The organism is Mucilaginibacter flavidus, assembly GCF_024055575.1.
Taxonomy (GTDB): domain Bacteria; phylum Bacteroidota; class Bacteroidia; order Sphingobacteriales; family Sphingobacteriaceae; genus Mucilaginibacter; species Mucilaginibacter flavidus.
The window spans coordinates 38410-56157 of the sequence record NZ_JAMXOE010000033.1 but is presented as its reverse complement, the minus strand read 5'-3'; the positions used below and the strand labels follow the sequence as shown (position 1 = coordinate 56157).

12 protein-coding genes are annotated in these 17748 nt (G+C 43.0%); 9 read left to right on the top strand and 3 right to left on the bottom strand.

Translation table 11 applies throughout. The annotated features are described in order from the left end of the window. Window positions 1–295: 295 nt before the first annotated feature. The 8 genes from NAF19_RS28070 (at window position 296) to NAF19_RS28035 (ending at window position 6971) form a co-directional block, all read left to right on the top strand. Window positions 296–1024: a c-type cytochrome gene (locus tag NAF19_RS28070; RefSeq protein WP_252793696.1), complete on the top strand. Its 729-nt coding sequence runs from the start codon at window positions 296–298 to the stop codon at window positions 1022–1024. Between the two features lie 14 nt (window positions 1025–1038). Continuing rightward, window positions 1039–1401 (top strand): c-type cytochrome, encoded by a 363-nt coding sequence (locus NAF19_RS28065; protein WP_252793695.1) that lies wholly within the window; start codon window positions 1039–1041, stop codon window positions 1399–1401. Between the two features lie 11 nt (window positions 1402–1412). Beyond that, on the top strand, window positions 1413–1952 hold the full coding sequence (locus NAF19_RS28060) for a YceI family protein (protein ID WP_252793694.1): 540 nt from the start codon (window positions 1413–1415) through the stop codon (window positions 1950–1952). After that, window positions 1952–2899, top strand: coding sequence for a DUF5777 family beta-barrel protein (locus NAF19_RS28055; protein ID WP_252793693.1), 948 nt, complete (start codon window positions 1952–1954; stop codon window positions 2897–2899). The genes NAF19_RS28060 and NAF19_RS28055 overlap by 1 nt, the downstream gene beginning before the upstream one ends. Window positions 2900–2910: 11 nt before the next feature. Next, window positions 2911–3324: an OB-fold protein gene (locus NAF19_RS28050; protein ID WP_252793692.1), complete on the top strand. Its 414-nt coding sequence runs from the start codon at window positions 2911–2913 to the stop codon at window positions 3322–3324. Window positions 3325–3682: 358 nt separating this feature from the next. Continuing rightward, window positions 3683–4531, top strand: coding sequence for a hypothetical protein (locus NAF19_RS28045; protein WP_252793691.1), 849 nt, complete (start codon window positions 3683–3685; stop codon window positions 4529–4531). 331 nt (window positions 4532–4862) lie between these two features. Next, on the top strand, window positions 4863–6035 hold the full coding sequence (locus NAF19_RS28040; RefSeq protein WP_252793690.1) for an AAA family ATPase: 1173 nt from the start codon (window positions 4863–4865) through the stop codon (window positions 6033–6035). Window positions 6036–6539: 504 nt separating this feature from the next. Then, window positions 6540–6971, top strand: coding sequence for a hypothetical protein (locus NAF19_RS28035; RefSeq protein ID WP_252793689.1), 432 nt, complete (start codon window positions 6540–6542; stop codon window positions 6969–6971). A 425-nt stretch (window positions 6972–7396) separates the two neighbouring features. Here the strand turns inward: NAF19_RS28035 and NAF19_RS28030 are convergent, their stop codons facing one another. Next, window positions 7397–11818 carry an NACHT domain-containing protein gene (locus tag NAF19_RS28030; protein WP_252793688.1) on the bottom strand — a complete coding sequence of 1474 codons (4422 nt, stop codon included), beginning with the start codon at window positions 11816–11818 and terminating at the stop codon, window positions 7397–7399. Between the two features lie 116 nt (window positions 11819–11934). Between NAF19_RS28030 and NAF19_RS28025 the strand changes: the two genes are divergently transcribed. Beyond that, complete coding sequence (locus tag NAF19_RS28025) at window positions 11935–13629, top strand: DUF262 domain-containing protein (protein WP_252793687.1); 1695 nt, start codon at window positions 11935–11937, stop codon at window positions 13627–13629. Between the two features lie 256 nt (window positions 13630–13885). On the opposite strand, the gene NAF19_RS28020 is transcribed toward NAF19_RS28025, so the two are convergent. After that, the gene (locus NAF19_RS28020; RefSeq protein ID WP_252793686.1) at window positions 13886–15850 is read right to left on the bottom strand and encodes a c-type cytochrome; all 1965 of its coding nucleotides are present in this window, start codon (window positions 15848–15850) and stop codon (window positions 13886–13888) included. A 12-nt stretch (window positions 15851–15862) separates the two neighbouring features. Beyond that, the gene (locus NAF19_RS28015; RefSeq protein WP_252793685.1) at window positions 15863–17701 is read right to left on the bottom strand and encodes a 3-keto-alpha-glucoside-1,2-lyase-like domain-containing protein; all 1839 of its coding nucleotides are present in this window, start codon (window positions 17699–17701) and stop codon (window positions 15863–15865) included. Window positions 17702–17748 lie beyond the last annotated feature (47 nt).

Here is a 17748-nt window from a genome sequence, read left to right as displayed (position 1 = left end):
TCCAATTAAAGACATCTTTAAAGCATCGGCTTGCGCTGTTTTGTACAGATTTTGGTTTCAAAAAAGAGGCTGCCTAACAGCCAATTAACAATTAGCATCTTTTTTTTTCAAAGGTGATAATATCATAGGCTTGTCTGCCGTTCTTGCAATTGTAACATTTTTGTTACCAAAGTACGCAGAGCTATTTTCCTGGCTTTTTAAACAACCATGTAATTAATCGCAGCCCGGTAAAAAAATGGCACGTAAACGATACTGCTGATGTAAAATTTAAATCAACCATTAAACACCCCCCCCCATGAAAAGACCCCTATTGATCATCGGAACTTTAATTTTTATGCTATTTGCATGCACGCATGACGGTATTGCCCCCAAAAGCAGTGGCACCCCTGGCGGGGGCATGGGCGGAAATACCGGCGGCACAGGTGGCAACACCGGCGGCGGCACAGGCACACCGCCCAGCGACATTGTCTGCTTTCAAACCGATGTGTTGCCGTTATTTCAGACCTATTGTGCAAGCGCCGGCTGCCATGATGCGGCCACCCAGCGCGAGGAACTTGTATTAACCAGTTATGCTAATATTATGCAGGGCATAAGGGCGAAAAACCCGAATGAGAGTAAATATTATACGGTTATACAGGAAGGCTCAATGCCGCCACGGAATAAGCCGCAACTAAGCACGGCGCAAGTAGCAACTATTGGTAAATGGATAAACCAGGGCGCATTGAATAATAGCTGCGCTGTAACCACATGCGATACCACTAAAACAACATATAACAATGGTATTTCACTGCTGTTTGCTACCTATTGTAACGGATGCCATGGGATAGCTCCCGGATCGGGCAATGTTGTATTGAGCGATTATGCCAGTGCCAAATCAGCCGGCACTACAATGAAGGCTAACTTTTTAAACGCCATTAATTTCACCTCGGCAAATGCAGCAATGAATATGCCGCAATCGGGCAAATTAAGCGATTGCCAGGTAACTCAAATAACCAAGTGGATAAACAGTGGGTGCCCACAATAAATCTTAAAAAAAACATGAAATCATATATCATCCTGTTTACCATGCTAGTCATGCTAAGCAGTTGCTTTTACGACCATTCTAATTTGGTTTACCCCCAGGCACCGTGCACAATTACTACGGCAACCTATAGTCAAAATGTGTCAGCAATCATAACTACAAATTGCTCGGCTTGCCACAGCGCCAGCGCTTCTGCAGGTGCCGGAATAAAATTAGACAGCTATAGTGCTTTAAAAATTTATGTAAGCAACGGGCAGCTAATGAACTCTATAAAACATACGGGAGGCATACCTGCTATGCCCCAAAACGGGCAGCAGCTTTCCAGCTGCGACATCAAAACTATCCAAACCTGGATTGACAATGGCGCCCTTAACAATTAAACTTAACTACCATGAAAAAAGCAACCCTTCTTTTATTTTTTGCAGGCTTAAGTTTCGGCCTGCATGCGCAAAAAATATTTTCAACTACAACAGGGCAAATCAGGTTCAACGCGAGCAGCCCCCTTGAAAAGGTAATTGGTATAAATAACCAGGTCGACAGCAAAATGGTTGATAAAACCGGCCAGGTGATATTCAGTGCCCTTATCAAAAGTTTCAAATTTGAGAACCAGTTAATGGAAGACCACTTCAATGAAAACTACCTGGAAAGCTCAAAATTCCCCAAAGCCGAGTTTAGGGGCTTTATCACCAATATCGGCACCGTGAACTTTGCAAAGGATGGTAAATACACGGCAAATTTTTCGGGCACATTAACCATACATAGTGTATCGCAAAAAGTATCAACTACTGGGGAGATTACGATTGCCAAAGGCACCCCGACTGTAAACGGCGCCTTTAAAGTAAAGCTTGCCGACTATGGCATAACAGGTTCATATATCGGTGGAAAAATAGCAAACGAAGCCGAGGTAACAGTTAATTGTAAGTATCAATAATGGAAACCTATCAGCACAAAACAAGCGCAAAGCTATTTTGGTGTATCGCCTTAATTAGCATAGTTTATTTATTTCCGCACAACGCTTTTGGCCAAACCCCCGACCTGTTTAAAATGCAGGACGAGCAGGATAAAAAAGACGCAAAAGAAAAAACGGACATCACAACATCGATATTTAAATCGACCCGACTGATAAACGGGCAAACAATTGAAAATACCGGCAGGGGAATTTTGGATCTTAGAATATCGCACCGTTTTGGTTTCGTAAACACCGGGTCGTATAATTTTTTTGGATTGGACCAGGCTACCATGCGCCTTGGGCTTGATTATGGTATTACCGACAGGCTTGAGGTTGGTATAGGCCGAAGCACATTCAATAAGGAATTTGACGGATTTTTTAAATACCGAATTTTGCGCCAGTCGACCGGTAAAGTTAATATGCCAATATCAATAAGCCTGGCTGCAACGGGCGTGTGGCGCTCATTGAAAGATACGGTTACGACTTTTCCGATAAACTACTCGGACCATTTTAGCTTTTCCGGCCAACTAATCCTGGCGCGAAAATTCAATGATTATTTTTCATTGCAACTGGTTCCAACTATGGTGCATTATAATATAGTTCCGACTAAAGCTGTTAAAAACGATCTGTATTCGATGGGGATCGGTTTTCGTCAGCGCCTGTCTAAAAGGGTGAACCTTACCGGCGAATACTATTACCAGGTTACCCAGTTGGGGGGCTATACCAACTCCGCGTCAGTAGGGTTCGACATTGAAACCGGGGGGCATGTGTTCCAGTTGTTTTTCACCAACTCGACCGGGATAAACGAGAGCAGTTTTATTACCCAAACCCAGGGGCTATGGGGTAACGGCGGCATACGTTTTGGATTTAATATTTCGAGGGTGTTTTCGGTAGTAAAACCGAAAAATCCGGCAAAAACCACCTACTAACATATCTAATAATGAAAATTAAAATCGTATTGATATTACTCGCGCTTTGCTTTACTTCGATTGCGGCGGTTTGGTATTACGTGTTTCAGTATTCAAAAACCCACCACAGGGATGTGGAGTTGGAAAATGCCATCGCTGTAACGGCCGGGCAACTTGTTAAGGATTACCAGGCTAACGAATCCAGTGCAAATGCACATTATTTGAACAAAGTAATTCAAATAAAAGGAGATGTAATAAAAGAGGGCAAAGACCAGGCTGGTAATTATACCGTTACCCTTAAGAGTAATGATCCATTTTCGGGGGTTTTGTGTACATTAAAAAATGGTAGCAAAATAAGCGGCACGCATTCCACTATTGTAGTGAAAGGTATTTGCGCCGGTTTTTTAACTGACGTAGTATTAAATGAAGGGGTAATAGTAAAATAGTACCCCTTCTCAAATCTTCCCAGGCTCCCACCCGCTTCTATACTGCTTTGTCAAATACACATTGGCAGCGGGTGGGAAACTGCGGCCATACGAAATTTAAATTACTCCCCCAATTCAAACAGCCATCGAAAGCACCGCTTAACTATTTGATTTTCAAAAACCTTTTTATAATTTAGTCACAATTACCTGAACCGTAATTCAGCATCATTTTAAATTGATTGCATGTTCATTTAACCTTGTTTCACTAGTATTTTAACGCATTTTGATGAATAATACCCAATTGCTATAACACCTTAATAAATACACCTTAACCACAATTCCGGGCAAGCCGGCAAACCAATACTTAATTTCTTAAAATATGAAACGATTTTTAATTGTTTTCGCCGCGGTGGCTTTGGCTGCAGCATTATCTGGCTGCGAGCACGGAAAGGTGTCTGAGGGCCACGATATACAAGCCTATTGCGTTATAGGCGTTATCATTGTGCTATCTTTCTTACTGAGCCGGTACACCAATATGCTTCGCGACGAAATCACCGACTGCGACCAGTTTGATGAAGAAGTTTCAAAAGTGCAGCGCCGTACAAAAACTAAAATACAAAATAAAAAAAGTCCCTTCAGCCTGGCAAAAACGCAGTTTGCCGCGTGGACGGTGATCATTGCTTCGTCCTATATCTATTTATCGTTAACCAAGGGCGACTGCGCGGATGGCGCCATTAATAAAACTGCCCTGGTATTAATGGGCATCGGCACCGGCATCCTAACGGCGGCGGCCATTATTGATAAACGTGAGGAGCTTGATAACAGGCCCCGGCATCAAAATCGCCCCTCGAAAGGTTTTTTCTCCGATATTTTATCGGACCATAACGGTGTGAGCATACACCGGTTCCAGAACTTTGTGTGGACCTCCATCGCCATGATCGTATACATAATGAAAGTGGCCCACGTGCAAAGCGGCTGCGTAATGCCCGAACTCAGCGATACTTTGCTGGCCCTAACCGGCATAAGCGGCGTTACCTTTTTAACCATGCGGGCTTCCGAAAACAAGCCGACTGTTGAAAGCGCGCCTGAAGATCCAGCCACCGGCAATGTTGTAGCAGCAGCCCCTGCCCCGGTTAGCCCTCCGGTTGAAGCTGTTAGTATTATTGTTCCCGGGGGTAATGCGGCCGAGGCGATTAGTACCACTGTACCCGTGAGTAATAACCCGTAACCGGGCCGTGATTTTTTTGGGTTTTACTGCCAAATCCGTTCCTGTGCACAGTGAAACACAAGGAACAGGGTGGAACAGCAGCAAGTCGATAAATTTTGGTAAAAAGTGCCTCTCCGGGTCACAATGGCAGTTTTATGCTTACAAACCATCACCAAAAATGCAAAAAGTACTGACAAAACAGTGTCAGCACTTTCCTCATCTTTAATGCCGAAATTAGCAGTGTCACAAATATCCGCCCGGTATATTGGCCATCTTACCTGCTTTTTCGCGAATTAAACCTCAGCCACAGCAGAGAACGCGCCGTTACCGCCGGGTTAAAAATCACACCCCCATGAACAAATCACAACACATCAATTCAATTTCGCCCATGCTCGTAACCCGGCCGCCCGAAATTGAACGCATCCGCCGGGAAGCCCGGCTGGCACTCCCCGAAGAATTTGAAGAATTTGCAGCGCCCGAAGAATTTGACGACCTGCCCGATGACCCAACTGACGACGACCTCGATGACGAAGACTATACCGACACCAACGCCGGCTTCATCATAAAGCCCGGCGAAACATGGCTGCAAACCGGGGCCGACACCCCCCAGGCCGAAATGCTGTTTGGCAGCTTCTGGTTCCAGGACGAGCTTTGCATCCTGTTTGCCGATACCAATGCCGGCAAATCTATTCTCGCCGTACAGATCGGCAATGCCATCAGTCGCGGGCAGGCGGTAGGGCCGTTCCAAATGAATGGCCCGGCCGAAACGGTGCTTTATTTTGATTTTGAGCTCAGCACCACCCAGTTCCGCAAACGCTACGTGGGCGACGGTACCGGCAACGCAGGCGCATTTAACCCCAAGTTTTTGCGCGCCGTACTAAATTTATCGTCAAATAAGGCCCGCAAGTTCAATAGTTACGGGGAGTATATCACTAACGAGATCGAAAACGCCCTCATCAGCACAAAGGCAAAGGTGCTTATTATTGATAACCTTACCTGCCTGCGCTTTGGCACCCATTTCGCATCCGGCGCCTTAAACCTGGTACAATACCTGCAAAGTATAAAAGAAACCTACCAGCTATCCATACTGGTGTTGGCGCATACACCCAAACGCAACCTCGCAAGGCCAATCACCCGCAACGACCTGCTCGGCAGTAAAATGCTCATCAACTTTTGCGACAGCGCCTTCGCCATCGGCGAAAGCCAGTTGCCGCCGCCGGCCGAAGGCTGCGGACCATTGCGCTACCTTAAGCAAATAAAACAGCGCAGCACCCACGAAGAGTTCGGCGCCGCCAATGTATGCATGTGCAGCATCGTAAAGCTCGACGGCTTTTTACAATTTCAGTTTAACGGCACCGCCTACGAGGCCGAACACCTGGCCCGCCAGCACGAGCAATACCGCAAAATTAGCGACACCTGCATCGCCGGGCTGCATCAGCAGGGCCTCTCCGTGCGCCAGGTGGCCGAAAAATTAGGCATCGCCTCCACCACCGTTTTCCGCGCACTGAAACGGATGGAGAAGTGATGTGCGGATGATTATTTTATTCCCCTCTTGACCGCGTGCCGCCTTAGCTTCAGCGGTGGCGCAGAGGGGGCGCGCCGGACTGTGTGGTGGCAGGGGTGTGTTCGTCGCCATGCAATAGCGTAAAAGCATCGCGTAGAGGACACACACCCCCACCCCTCTCACGAGCTACCGCCCACTCACATTTTTTCAGAACCCCATCGGGGTTCAAGGTCGGTAGAAAAAGCACCCATAGTTAGTTCGTGCCGTAGGTACGAAACCTCTCCGACTTGCATAGTGAGCCAAAATAGTTCATTAAGTGTTGCACCTACGGCGCAAAAATGATTGGCATGGCTGTTTTTCTACCGACCTATTGCACCTACGGTGCATTGACCTTGCGGGGGCGGCCATAGATGTTGGTACACGGTAGCTCCCGGCAGGCCCAGGGCATGGTTCAACCACCATCCATCTACTCATCTTGCTCCCAACCCCAAAAACATTTTCATAAACAATAAAACCCCCAATACCATGACCAGCGAATTTACCGACCATTGCACCCAATACTACCACCTCACCAAACTGCTTTCAGCGCAGGACGAACGCTTCAAAAACCTGTTAGACAATGCGCCCGCTTATACCGGCCAACGCAATTTAAGCGAATTAGACCCCATCATCGGCCACAACCGCAAGGTACACGCCGCAAAAGCCAGGGTGGACAAAACTTTTAAAACATGGCAAGAAACCGCGCATTCTATCCTGAAGATGATGCAGTATTTTGACATACCACCCCGCGCCATCCTCACCGGCCAAATACCCGGCGAACTGGAGTACGAACTATGGGCCAATGAAAAGGATGAGGTTTATATCATCAAAGCCAGGGACCTGCCACAAGAAGCGGTTAACCCCAATATTATAGTTATCAATTGTTGGAATGGTAAAAAGAGTGAGGAGGATGATTGATGGCCGGGCACCGGGCAAAACCCTCACCGCGCGTCATTGCGAGGAACAGCCTGTCCCGAACTTGTTTCGGGAAAGCAACCTCTGCATAGGACAATCAAGAAACCTCAATGTTTCGTGGAGGATACCGCCGCACGCACATTGGTCACTTAGCAAGTGGGGCCACCTAGGCTATATGTCTGACTCTATTTTCGATTGATTTTCAGCGCCTTACAATTAACACAGCACAGCTTGGTAGCTGTTTTGATGTATCACCTTTCTAACATTACAGAAACACTAAAAACGTCTATTTTAGATTGCAAAATATTCAAAAATATTTAGGGTCATTAATTCGACACTGACTGCCGGACTATAAATAAAATATTAGCAAATCCGCTAATCGTCCACTATCAAGAGTGAACAGTTAAAAAGTCAAAATGTACACACTATTAACCTTTCGGTTTATATTCAATGGCCTCATAAAAGGTTCCTCGTTCACCAGAATGGGTTTTTGGATTATTTAGCCATTCGTCGTCGATTGGATAATAATCCCTCTCACCCCAAATAATAGAAAACATGGTAAGGCCATTATCCTTAAGATATTTATCTAATAAATCTTGTCGAATATATACAAACGACTCTTCATCATTAAATGCTACTTCATATCGGTAACTAAAACTGGATAATTCGTCGTTGTCATCATATAGGTCGGTGCTGTTAGCCGGACTTGACAAGCTTAAATCATCTATCATGTTCTTGCATAAATAGGCCTGTTGTTTCAGATAACGAACAGGTATAAAAACTTCAATAGTTTTATCTATTGATTGTCGTTCTCGTTTTATAATTTTTCGCTGTCCCAATTCAATAGCCAGATTCTTGAAAGCTTCTTCGTATGCCTCATCTTGATCTTTTTCAGAAGAAACAAACCTTATCATAGGTAGTGAAAAGCCTGAAATTGATGTTCTCGGTGAAGGCATATAGTTTAATCCTGTTAACACATCTCTCCAAAGAGCGTCGGCCTCTTTCAGTTTTAATAATTTCCCGTTTTTACTCAAAGTCACTTGATCGTACTCGCGCCTAATGATTTCCGATTCAAGACTATAATGCCATTTGATAAATTCATTATATGGAATTGCTTCAGCATCCGGGATTTCGGATTCATGAATGTGATTTGTATTGGGAATGCTGTCATTCCCTCGTCCTAATTCAGTTTTTCCGGTAAATGCTTTGCGCGCAGCTTTTAGATTCTTGTTTTTTACGAAGACAATATCTGCAATATAGAAAAACTGACGTTCAACATCTGATTTGTGTTGATGAACCAATCCCCGAAGTAGTACCCAATTGCCTTTTTTACCTAAAAAATTATCGGTAAATAAAATTCCGGATAAATTGGGTATGCTTTTATCTCTACACCATGCTTTCAGCGAAACATTGCTATCGATATAATCTTCGACGATAAATCTTTCCTCCGGCAATGACGGATTTTCTGAGTCGCCAGTTTCAGTTGGATCGTGCTTTAATCTAAAGGTTCTTAGATAACCATAGTCTTCATAATTTTTTAGTTTTTGTCGGTCTTCCAAATAGCCACAATATTCTAAATAGGCGATTTCGATATATTTGTCAGCGTATCTTTCTGTGGCCTTATAATCTTCGCCCCAATGACGATGATTCGCTATCTTTTTATCAATCTCTCCAAAAAGTTCCAACTGATAACCAAGTTGATATGCTCTCCATCTCAATTTAGCCTGAGTCTTTTTGTATTCGGGCGTCCGATTGTACTCATTTCCACGCCCTACCATAATATAGGGCATTTTTTCTTTGTTGAAATGGTAATCAATTAGCGAGTTCCCATCACGATATTGCTTATCGTTTCGATCCTTCGCCTCTTTCCAATTTATAATCCCGAAAGTATTAAAAGCTTTCCTTATGGTCGGCAAATTGAGATTAACGGCCGGAACCTTTTTGACCAATAAACTTAACGTGGTGTAATTATAGTTTCTGATAATTAAATGATTTGTTGCATGCTTTCCATTTGCGGATAACACTTGCTCACTTATAAAGTTGCTAAGCTTAATAAGCTCCGTTTGATATTCTCCACTCGTTGCTTTCAATAAATAAATCGTTACATTGTACAAAACATTGCTCGTCCATTCAAAAACTGAAGGGTCATTGACCTCTGCCGATAGATAATACTTAGTTAGATAAATAACCGGAAACTTTATTGCAAACAAATAAAGGGCATTTGCTGATTTTTTTTTAAGGTTGTTATTAGTAGATGTGAATGTCCAGATTAGAAAGTCTGCAACTAAATTTATCTTATCGACCTGTTCTTGGGTCAAATGTGGCTTAGTTTGCAATAACTCAAATTCTGAAATTATATCTTCCAAATAGCCTTCATCGAACATTCGTACGTACTCCGTCCACGTAGTGTCACGCGTGTTCATTGGCAAGTCTGACAGTTTAGTTGCCCAAAATGAGAAATTGAAAGGATGGATGGTAATAAATAACACATCTACACTTAAACCGAACATATAAATCATGTTTCTCGGTATTTCAGCAAGCTCGCCAAAATAGGCAATTTCCTTTTCCGGAATGTATTCCGGCGAAAGCATAATCGTTGTCGCTATAGATTTTTCAAATAATTGCTGTTGATTTTCTGTGTGATCTTCACTAGGCCGTCCAACGAGATCGTGGACAAAAATCCCTTTTCTTATTGGCAAAAGACTGCATAACCCATTAAGGATATCTTCATGGTTAGGGTGAAGTTTTTCATAATCGTCTCCTAACAACAAGTCCACATTATCTCCGATAAAGAAATTAGAAAAATCAGGTACTATTTCTAACAGATGATCACTTATAAAGTATCCTGCCATAATATCGTAGGTCAGGTAAACATATTCCTCGCCGTCCTGCCAATTTCTAATGAGCAACAATTCCTCGTCCAGCAGCGCTTTTGTTATGGAATCTTTGTAAGTAGGTGGTGCTGGACCGTCAGCGATCACGATCAGTTCCGATATCAAAAATGCGCGCTGTGGATTTTCCCATAAATGCTTTGCTATCTTTTTAAGCACCGTTGACGCAAGACGTTTATTCTCAGTAGTAGGTGCAACTAAACCCCTTTTTGACAAACGTTGATAGACATTCTGGTCACAATGCTTAAGGAAATTATCGAATATGGAATAAATTGAATCGTAACCAAGCGTTACCTGAACCAGCTGTTCTTTTGTAGGGTTTACCGTTTCGCAATATATTTTTAAATAAAGTGGTTTGGTAAAACGCTCCAGCGACATGAAGGATAAATCGGATTGAATTTTATAATGGTCGAAATAATTTTTAACCAATCGTTTTTTATCTTCCGGATTAGTAAAACCGTACATATCATGGAATCGCCGATCATCTGCTTTGATGTTTTTCCAAATTGCTTTCTGATATGAGGATCTGCAAGTGGTTAATAAAACGACATTTGTCCGCAGGAAAATTTCATTTTCAATTGTAGGCAAATCCAATTCAAAGCGCTCATTTAAAAAGCCTTGGGTTGAAATAGCCTCATTAAGTCCATCAATTATAACAGGTACGCGTTTGTTATGTATTTTGCCCAGTGTATCTAGAACATCAAGTAAATCTGTGAAACTGTAACCGGATTTAATATCCAGCAAGGATAAGATTTGTTCAGTTAACGGAGCCGACGAAGTGAATTTTATTGCGGGAAGATAAATGACAGGGAGATCGGCATCTAAATATTGTTTTGTGAGAGCTACGCAAAAATTCGTTTTGCCGGCACCTCCATTGCCTAAATAATGTGCTACTCGCCACCGCACCGGTATGCAACTGTGGTCAGCATAATATTTCAACTCATCAATAAATTCCTGATAAACTCGCTCCACTGGCCAAATCCTCCTGAACTCCTCGAGCGTTTGCTTTTTTTCTTCTTCTGTTTCTTCACCTGAAACCTCGCTTTGCCACGTTTTTCTGAAATCATCCAAAGTGGGTTTTACGGAGTTAAAATATTCCAGGTTTTTGTCAAAATCATCCTCTCGCAAAGAAAGAACATGATTGGGTGTAATCAATTCAAGCCGGGATTTAATAGTGGGCATTATCTTCTCTATGCCGGCATTGAATGCTGAATACTGCTTAACATATTCATTAAAAAAAGGACGCCATTTATCGTTGGAATAGCTAAGCTTTTTCAACTCCACTAAACCATTTTTTTGCAATTCTTCAAGTTTTCTGGGATAATATGCGATGCGATTGGTTATAAATTTACTGTCACATAATATTGGATGCACATACCAGTACTCAAAGTCCTCGTTGGTGGTATAAAGCAAATCATCAAACTTATTTTTAACAATTGAGAATGAATTAAGAAAAGTTTTTCTAAACCAATCCTGTGAAAGCTCTAAATCGTTAAAAAAAGCCTGTTTCAAGCCGTTAAATTTTGGCAGATTTATTTTCTCGTGTAAGAACGTTTCGTTCCACGGAATGATATCTATATGGCGACCTGCAGGTATGTGAGTAATGAGCTCTGTTTTTGCCCATGTTTTTTCATCGGGCGTAAAATCCATTGGCAGACATAAATACCACTTGGTGAGATTAGGATGAACTTCACAAGCCCTTTTTAAAGATTTAATAATACCTTGCTTCCTGTTTCCGATGCTTAATCTTACCGAACCTTCGTAATATTTAGCCTGCCACCCCCATTCAGACCCATTATTGAGGGTGACATAAAATTCAACACCGTCACCACCACCGCTGTCGTCAATGGGAGTAAAATACATTTCAGGATATAGCTTTACCGCTATTTCAAAACATAACTGTTCAAAGCTTTTCTGTTTGGTTGTTTTATATGGTTGTAGCTTATTCCAGTCAATCATCGTTTTAATTCAGGTGATGTTAAAAGTACTAAAAGTGATCGACACTATTAATTTGTACCTCCCAATTGCTCTATGTTGATACTATTAATTTTAAATGGAAGTAAAAATAACATACTTTGGCAGACAGTACCTTATCGGATTATATGGATTATAAAACTACCATCTACAATATTTTTAGTCCCAGAAAAAACACTTTCGCGGTACCGAATTATCAGCGTGCTTATTCCTGGGAAAAAGATAAACACGTTGCACAGTTTCTGAAGGATCTTAAAGAGCATCCTGATAGTGTTGCACAATATCATTACGGGCATTTTTTATTTGAACGGGATGATATCGACATAAATCGCTATTGGATTATTGACGGTCAGCAGAGGATGACCACAGCTATCATTTTTTTAAGTTGTATTTATAGTCGATTGACAGGCGATGCAAATTATGTTAAAATGGCAAAAAATCTGCATGATGAATACTTAATCAGTTCCGACGAACAACAAAAATTCCATACTGTTGACTATGACAATAACTTTTTTGTAAATCTGATTATAGAAGGTCGGGAGGATAAGGTCGACACCCGATCAAGGAAGCGAATAAAAGAAGCACGGGCCTATCTTTTGGAGCAAATCGAAAAGTCGGACATTAATGATGTATTGCATTGGAAAGATTTACTTGAAAATGCCAAGATCACTACGGATATTGTAAATGATAAAGCAGAAGCTGCACAAATATTTACATTTCAAAATGACAGGGGAAAGGACTTGACAAATTTAGAAAAACTGAAAGCCTACCTCATGCTTCAAATTTTTCTGAGTTGTAAAGGAACTGATAAAAACCCTAATGAAGCCATCGGATTTATCGAAAAAGAGTTTGAAACTATTTACCGTGCGTTAGAGAAAATTAACATTGCCAACGAAGATCAAGTACTTGGTTATCATACTACTGCTTTCCTTCCTTACGCAGATAATTCTATCGAAAGGGTTAAAAATAATCTTATTAAGCAAAAAGCAGAGAACCATCAGAAGTGGATAAAAAACTTTGTGGTCGAGTTAAAGCGTTCCTTTGAATTTGTAATTCATATTCAGGGAAAACGAAAAACTTACAGTTATATTGGGGATGTTCTTTTTTTAGATCAAGCTAATAGTTTTCCGTTATTGCTAAAGCTTTTTCATTATCATGAAAATGACAGCTCGCTCGAAAATATTTTCAGGTTAATCGAGATCATTCTTTTCCGCCTTTCATATACAACAGGCAATTATTATACGAATTCGCTGCCATCCATTGCTTACAATTATAGTGGAAAAGATCTTGGGGAATTAAAATCCATCCTACGCGGGCACGCCAAAAGCGGATTTCAACCTTACTGGAATTTTGAAACAGATTTCCATAAGTGCTTAACCGGTGACTATCATTATTGGGGAAGCACCCGCTACCTACTTTGGAAGTATGAAAACTCATTGCGAGACGGCATCAGAGAACCTTATATGCTGTTTCCAGAATTCAAAAACATTTACGGTGCCCATAAATTAGAAAACACTATAGATCACTGGACGCCTCAAAATCCCTATGATCTTGAATATGAAAAAGAATTTAAAGAGAAGTATTTGAATAATATTGGAAACCTCGTATTATCCACCCGCGGCCGAAATGCAAGTGATAGCAATAATTTACCTTCTGATAAATCGACTTATTCAACGTTAATTTCAAGGCAGCAGCTTGAAGATAAAAAGGGTTCCTGGGGAAAAGAGGAAATCAAAAACCGCCAGGAACTCATTGTGAAGTTCGCTAAACATTACTGGAACCCTGAAAACGTTTAGCCTAATGAAAGTAACTTTTGATAAAAATGTATATGATTTCGTGGTCGATCCCCCACTGTCCGATTTCAAACTACGACAACTATGCCTGGAGACTCTGTCTCCACTAAGTTTTTTCCCCTAACCCGGGGAGTAGCTACATACCGGATGGTCTACCTAAACGCGGGCCACCCCGAGCAATCGGGGCGGCAGAGCGCCGCTGGCAGGAGCTTGTGAGCGTTTAATTATTAAAGCAATTTAATCAGGATTAACATTTAATTTATTTGGCCAGCGATTTAATCCATAGCGCAATCTTTCGGGCATCCTCTCTAGGAACCTGTGGCATCGGCGGCATCGGTGTCGAGTAATCGGGCCAATGCTCCGGCTTAGGATTATGGATCAGTTGAATCAATTCGGCCACGCTGTATTTTCGTTTAGCTACATCAACATACGCCGGACCAACCTGCCTTTTTGTAGCATTGTGGCACGAAAGACAGGTGTTTTTCAGCAGGATAGCCTGTACTTCAGCATAAGCGGGAACAGCTTTTAACCCGGCAGCAGATTTCATTGCCGCGCCCTTTTTACCTGCCACACCTTTTTTCAGATTGTCCGAAACCGCGGCTTTAGCCGAGTTTACCGTACTTACTCCCGTCATGGAAAGTTTTTGCCCTTCGGGGATGTTGTTTAGCGTATAATATGCCGTTGGATGAACTAAATTGAAATAGTTCTCCTTATCGCGGATTGCATTAAGCGTAATAGTATGGATATAATACCTGCGTAAATTGTTAACAATAAGCCGTGCCTTTAAACCATCCTCCGATACTTTAACGCCGGCTATAGGGCATTTTTCAGTATTTACAGGCGGGCTTCCATATACGCCGTGATATTTATAAATGAAGCTTTCTACCGAGTACGATGCAATATCTTCCGCCACTTTTTTATCAACCGGTTTGGTAAATTCTATTTCGAAACCATCGGGCATGGCACGGATGGCACGCATTTCAAACGGAAGTTTGTTGTTCCATACCAAACGTTGCAGCCCCATCGTGGCCTCTCCCGCCGATCCCCAGCCACGGTTAGTTTCGCCCGTTGCCAATGAACCATCTGCCAGCCAGGCCAGCCTTACAATTCCGGACTGAAAGCCGCTTCTGAAAGCCCAGGCAGCGCCCTGGTATTCGCCGTTAACTTTTTCTAAAAATATCCTGTCGACCATGCTTTGGCCCTGGTCGCATATCAGTAGTTGCCCTGCAAAAGGGCCAAACGCACCCTCCGGAATCTTAACAATTTCGGAGTTTGAGATCCCTAATATGCCATGAGGCAACCAAACAGCGGGTAGTTGTAATTCAGGAATTTCTTTTTTGGCTTCAAACTCAGTCTTAAATTTTTCATTAACCACGTCCTGTGGTTTTACAGGCTGTCCGTTTTTATCAAATTCTATCCTTGGGTTGTTTTTGCTATAGAATTGTTCAGAAGTTAGTTTCAATGGCGAATTAGGCAAACTTGTCCAAACCAGGCTTGCAGGGTGCCCCATAAAAGCGCCTTTTTTTATCGGCATTATACTGCCCGACCCTACCCAGTCGCCCTGGTTATCGGCATACCAAAGTTCGCCATCAATCATACTGATACCGCAAGGCGATCTAAAACCGGCTGCCCATGGGGTAACAGTGCCATCTTCCTTAATATTTAAGGCCCAGCCCCTGTAAGGTACAAAACTTTTAGGGTGCCACCAGTCCGGCGGGAAGCCCAGGTTCAGGGTAACAAAGAATGAGCCATCAGGTGCAATTTTTGGGCCGAAGCTATATTCATGGTAATTACCCGATAACGGCCATGCATAAATAGTTTCGAAAACATCGGCCTTGCCATCCATATTGGTATCAACCAGTTTGGTAAGCTCGCCCCGCTGAACAACATATAAAGCGCCATCTTTCCAGGCTGCTCCCAGCACCTCATGCAGGCCCGAAGCGAATTTACGGAAGAAAGGGTGCTGCCCCGCAGGATTCTCAACCATAAAAATGTCACCGCGACGGGTAGTCACAGCCAAAGTGCCGTTGGGCAGCGTGCATAAACCGCCAACTTCAAGTATGGTGCCTTCGGGCGCGGGCACTTTCATGATCTTGAAAAAATCGTCTTCTTTTGGCGATTCGGCCTGGGCAAAAGTATTTTTGATATCGCCCAACAGCACAATAGTTACCAGCGTAAATAAAAACGTGCCCCTGTTTATCATTTGTTTTAAAGTATTGTTCATGATCAAGGCAGCTTAAAAAATAATTGAATAAGTTAATTTGTTTTGTATCGGAATGATAAGCTCCTGCTTTCCTCCCGCATCACGTACAATAGCTTTGGCTCCCCCCACAGCGTCATCAACGCGGATGTAATAGGATTTATCATCAATAGCATACAAACCGTTTCCAAGCGTTTCGATATTGCCCGATGCAAGGTGATAGAACAGGCCCGCTACAGGATTTGTAAGTGTTATTTCCCTGTGAATGCCCTGCCCTTTATCCATTACGCTACTGGCATCACTTACCGGCGAACCGTAAATAATGTATTTAAAAGCCGGCACATCTTCGGCATTTAAAACGTAGCCTTTGGGCTTGTATCCCGTGCCCGCAGTATCCAAAGCCCAGGCGGTATTTGCATCGCTAAGTTTTTCAATAGCCGGTACCGGCTTGCCAAGGTATTGAACAGAACCGGCCGGGCGTGAAGAACCGTCGCCCCTGTCATGCCACATCGGCGTAGCATCCAAAAACCCTCCGCGCCACATCGCCACAATCGTCCCTTTATCCAGGTCGTAGGTGTAATGCAACAGCTCAGGGCTGCCCACATTTACACCATGTGTAACCCTTATGCCTCCCGGCAGATCAGAGAAACTACGTAGAATGGTGTTTGAAGTGGCATTGATCAAAATGGGATCAACAGGATCATTGTTGCTAACATTAGCATCGCTCAACAAATACTCACGAATACTCGGGCCGGATGCAGTAAGCCCTAACGCCGGCTTCGCCCACTCAGCAGTTTTTGAATAGAACAATTCAAATGGATGATCGCCGGGTTGTAATTGTATCGTACCTTCGCCCCGGTTCTGGCTTACTGTCACAGCATCGGCGCCATTTATCCTTAAAGTTCCTTTCCCGCCCGGTACACTCAGCTTAAAAGCATATTCGCCGGCTTCTTTAACCTGGATATTACCTGTGTAACGGATCAAAAAATCATTGTTTAGCTTACTTAAGTTTGATGACAGCACAGGCGAAGCACCCTCAGATTCCGGCTTTAGCTTCTTATATTCATCACCTAAAATAGCACCACCTTTATAAACCCAATATTTTAGGTTTGAAAGTGTCAGGCGGGGTTTGTCAAAACTGGTTATTTTAATATTTCTAAACGCTAACGGGCCATGGTCGCCCTGCAAACGCAGCGGACCCGTTGCTGCTTCTTTATTAGCCATCGCACCGCGGGTTGGCCCGGAAAGCTCCACATTATCCTGGATCAAAACACCATTCAACCAAACATACAGCACTTTCGCGTTTGAAACCTTTTGGCCATTGCTATCAAAGTGCGGCGCCTGGAACGAAATTTTAATATGCTGCCACAAACCCGGCGCACGACTGGCATTTTGCCTTGGCGCATGGCCGTCATACCCCTGTTGTCCTTCGGGTTTGCTATCGTCCCAGCGCTCATAAATGCCACCGTTATCGCCCGGTTTCGGGTTCACGGTCCCCCAGCTATCAAGTAGCTGGATTTCATAACGCCCCTGCAAATAGATACCTGAATTTGAACCCTTAGCCATCATATAATCAAGTTCTATGTCGGCATCACCATAAACAGTTTTGGTAAAAAGGTCTTTAGCCCCCTTTTTACCGGTAAGGTTTACTAAAATCCCGTTACCATCTTTAACAGTTAAAATCTCATCCTGCACAATATCAGCCTGGGCACTGGCTGCTATCTTCCAGTTTGGCGATGGGTTGTCGAAAAAAGAAAGATCATTAAGGGGTACCACGCTTTGCGCCCGGAGTTGCTGGCAACCCAACAGGCAAACACACGCTATCCAAAACCTTTTTTTGCCAAAGAGTTTAGGAGATTGGTTAAAGTAATGCATTGATTTTTGATTATAATTGGTTAGTTGGCTAAGGCACCTACCTAATG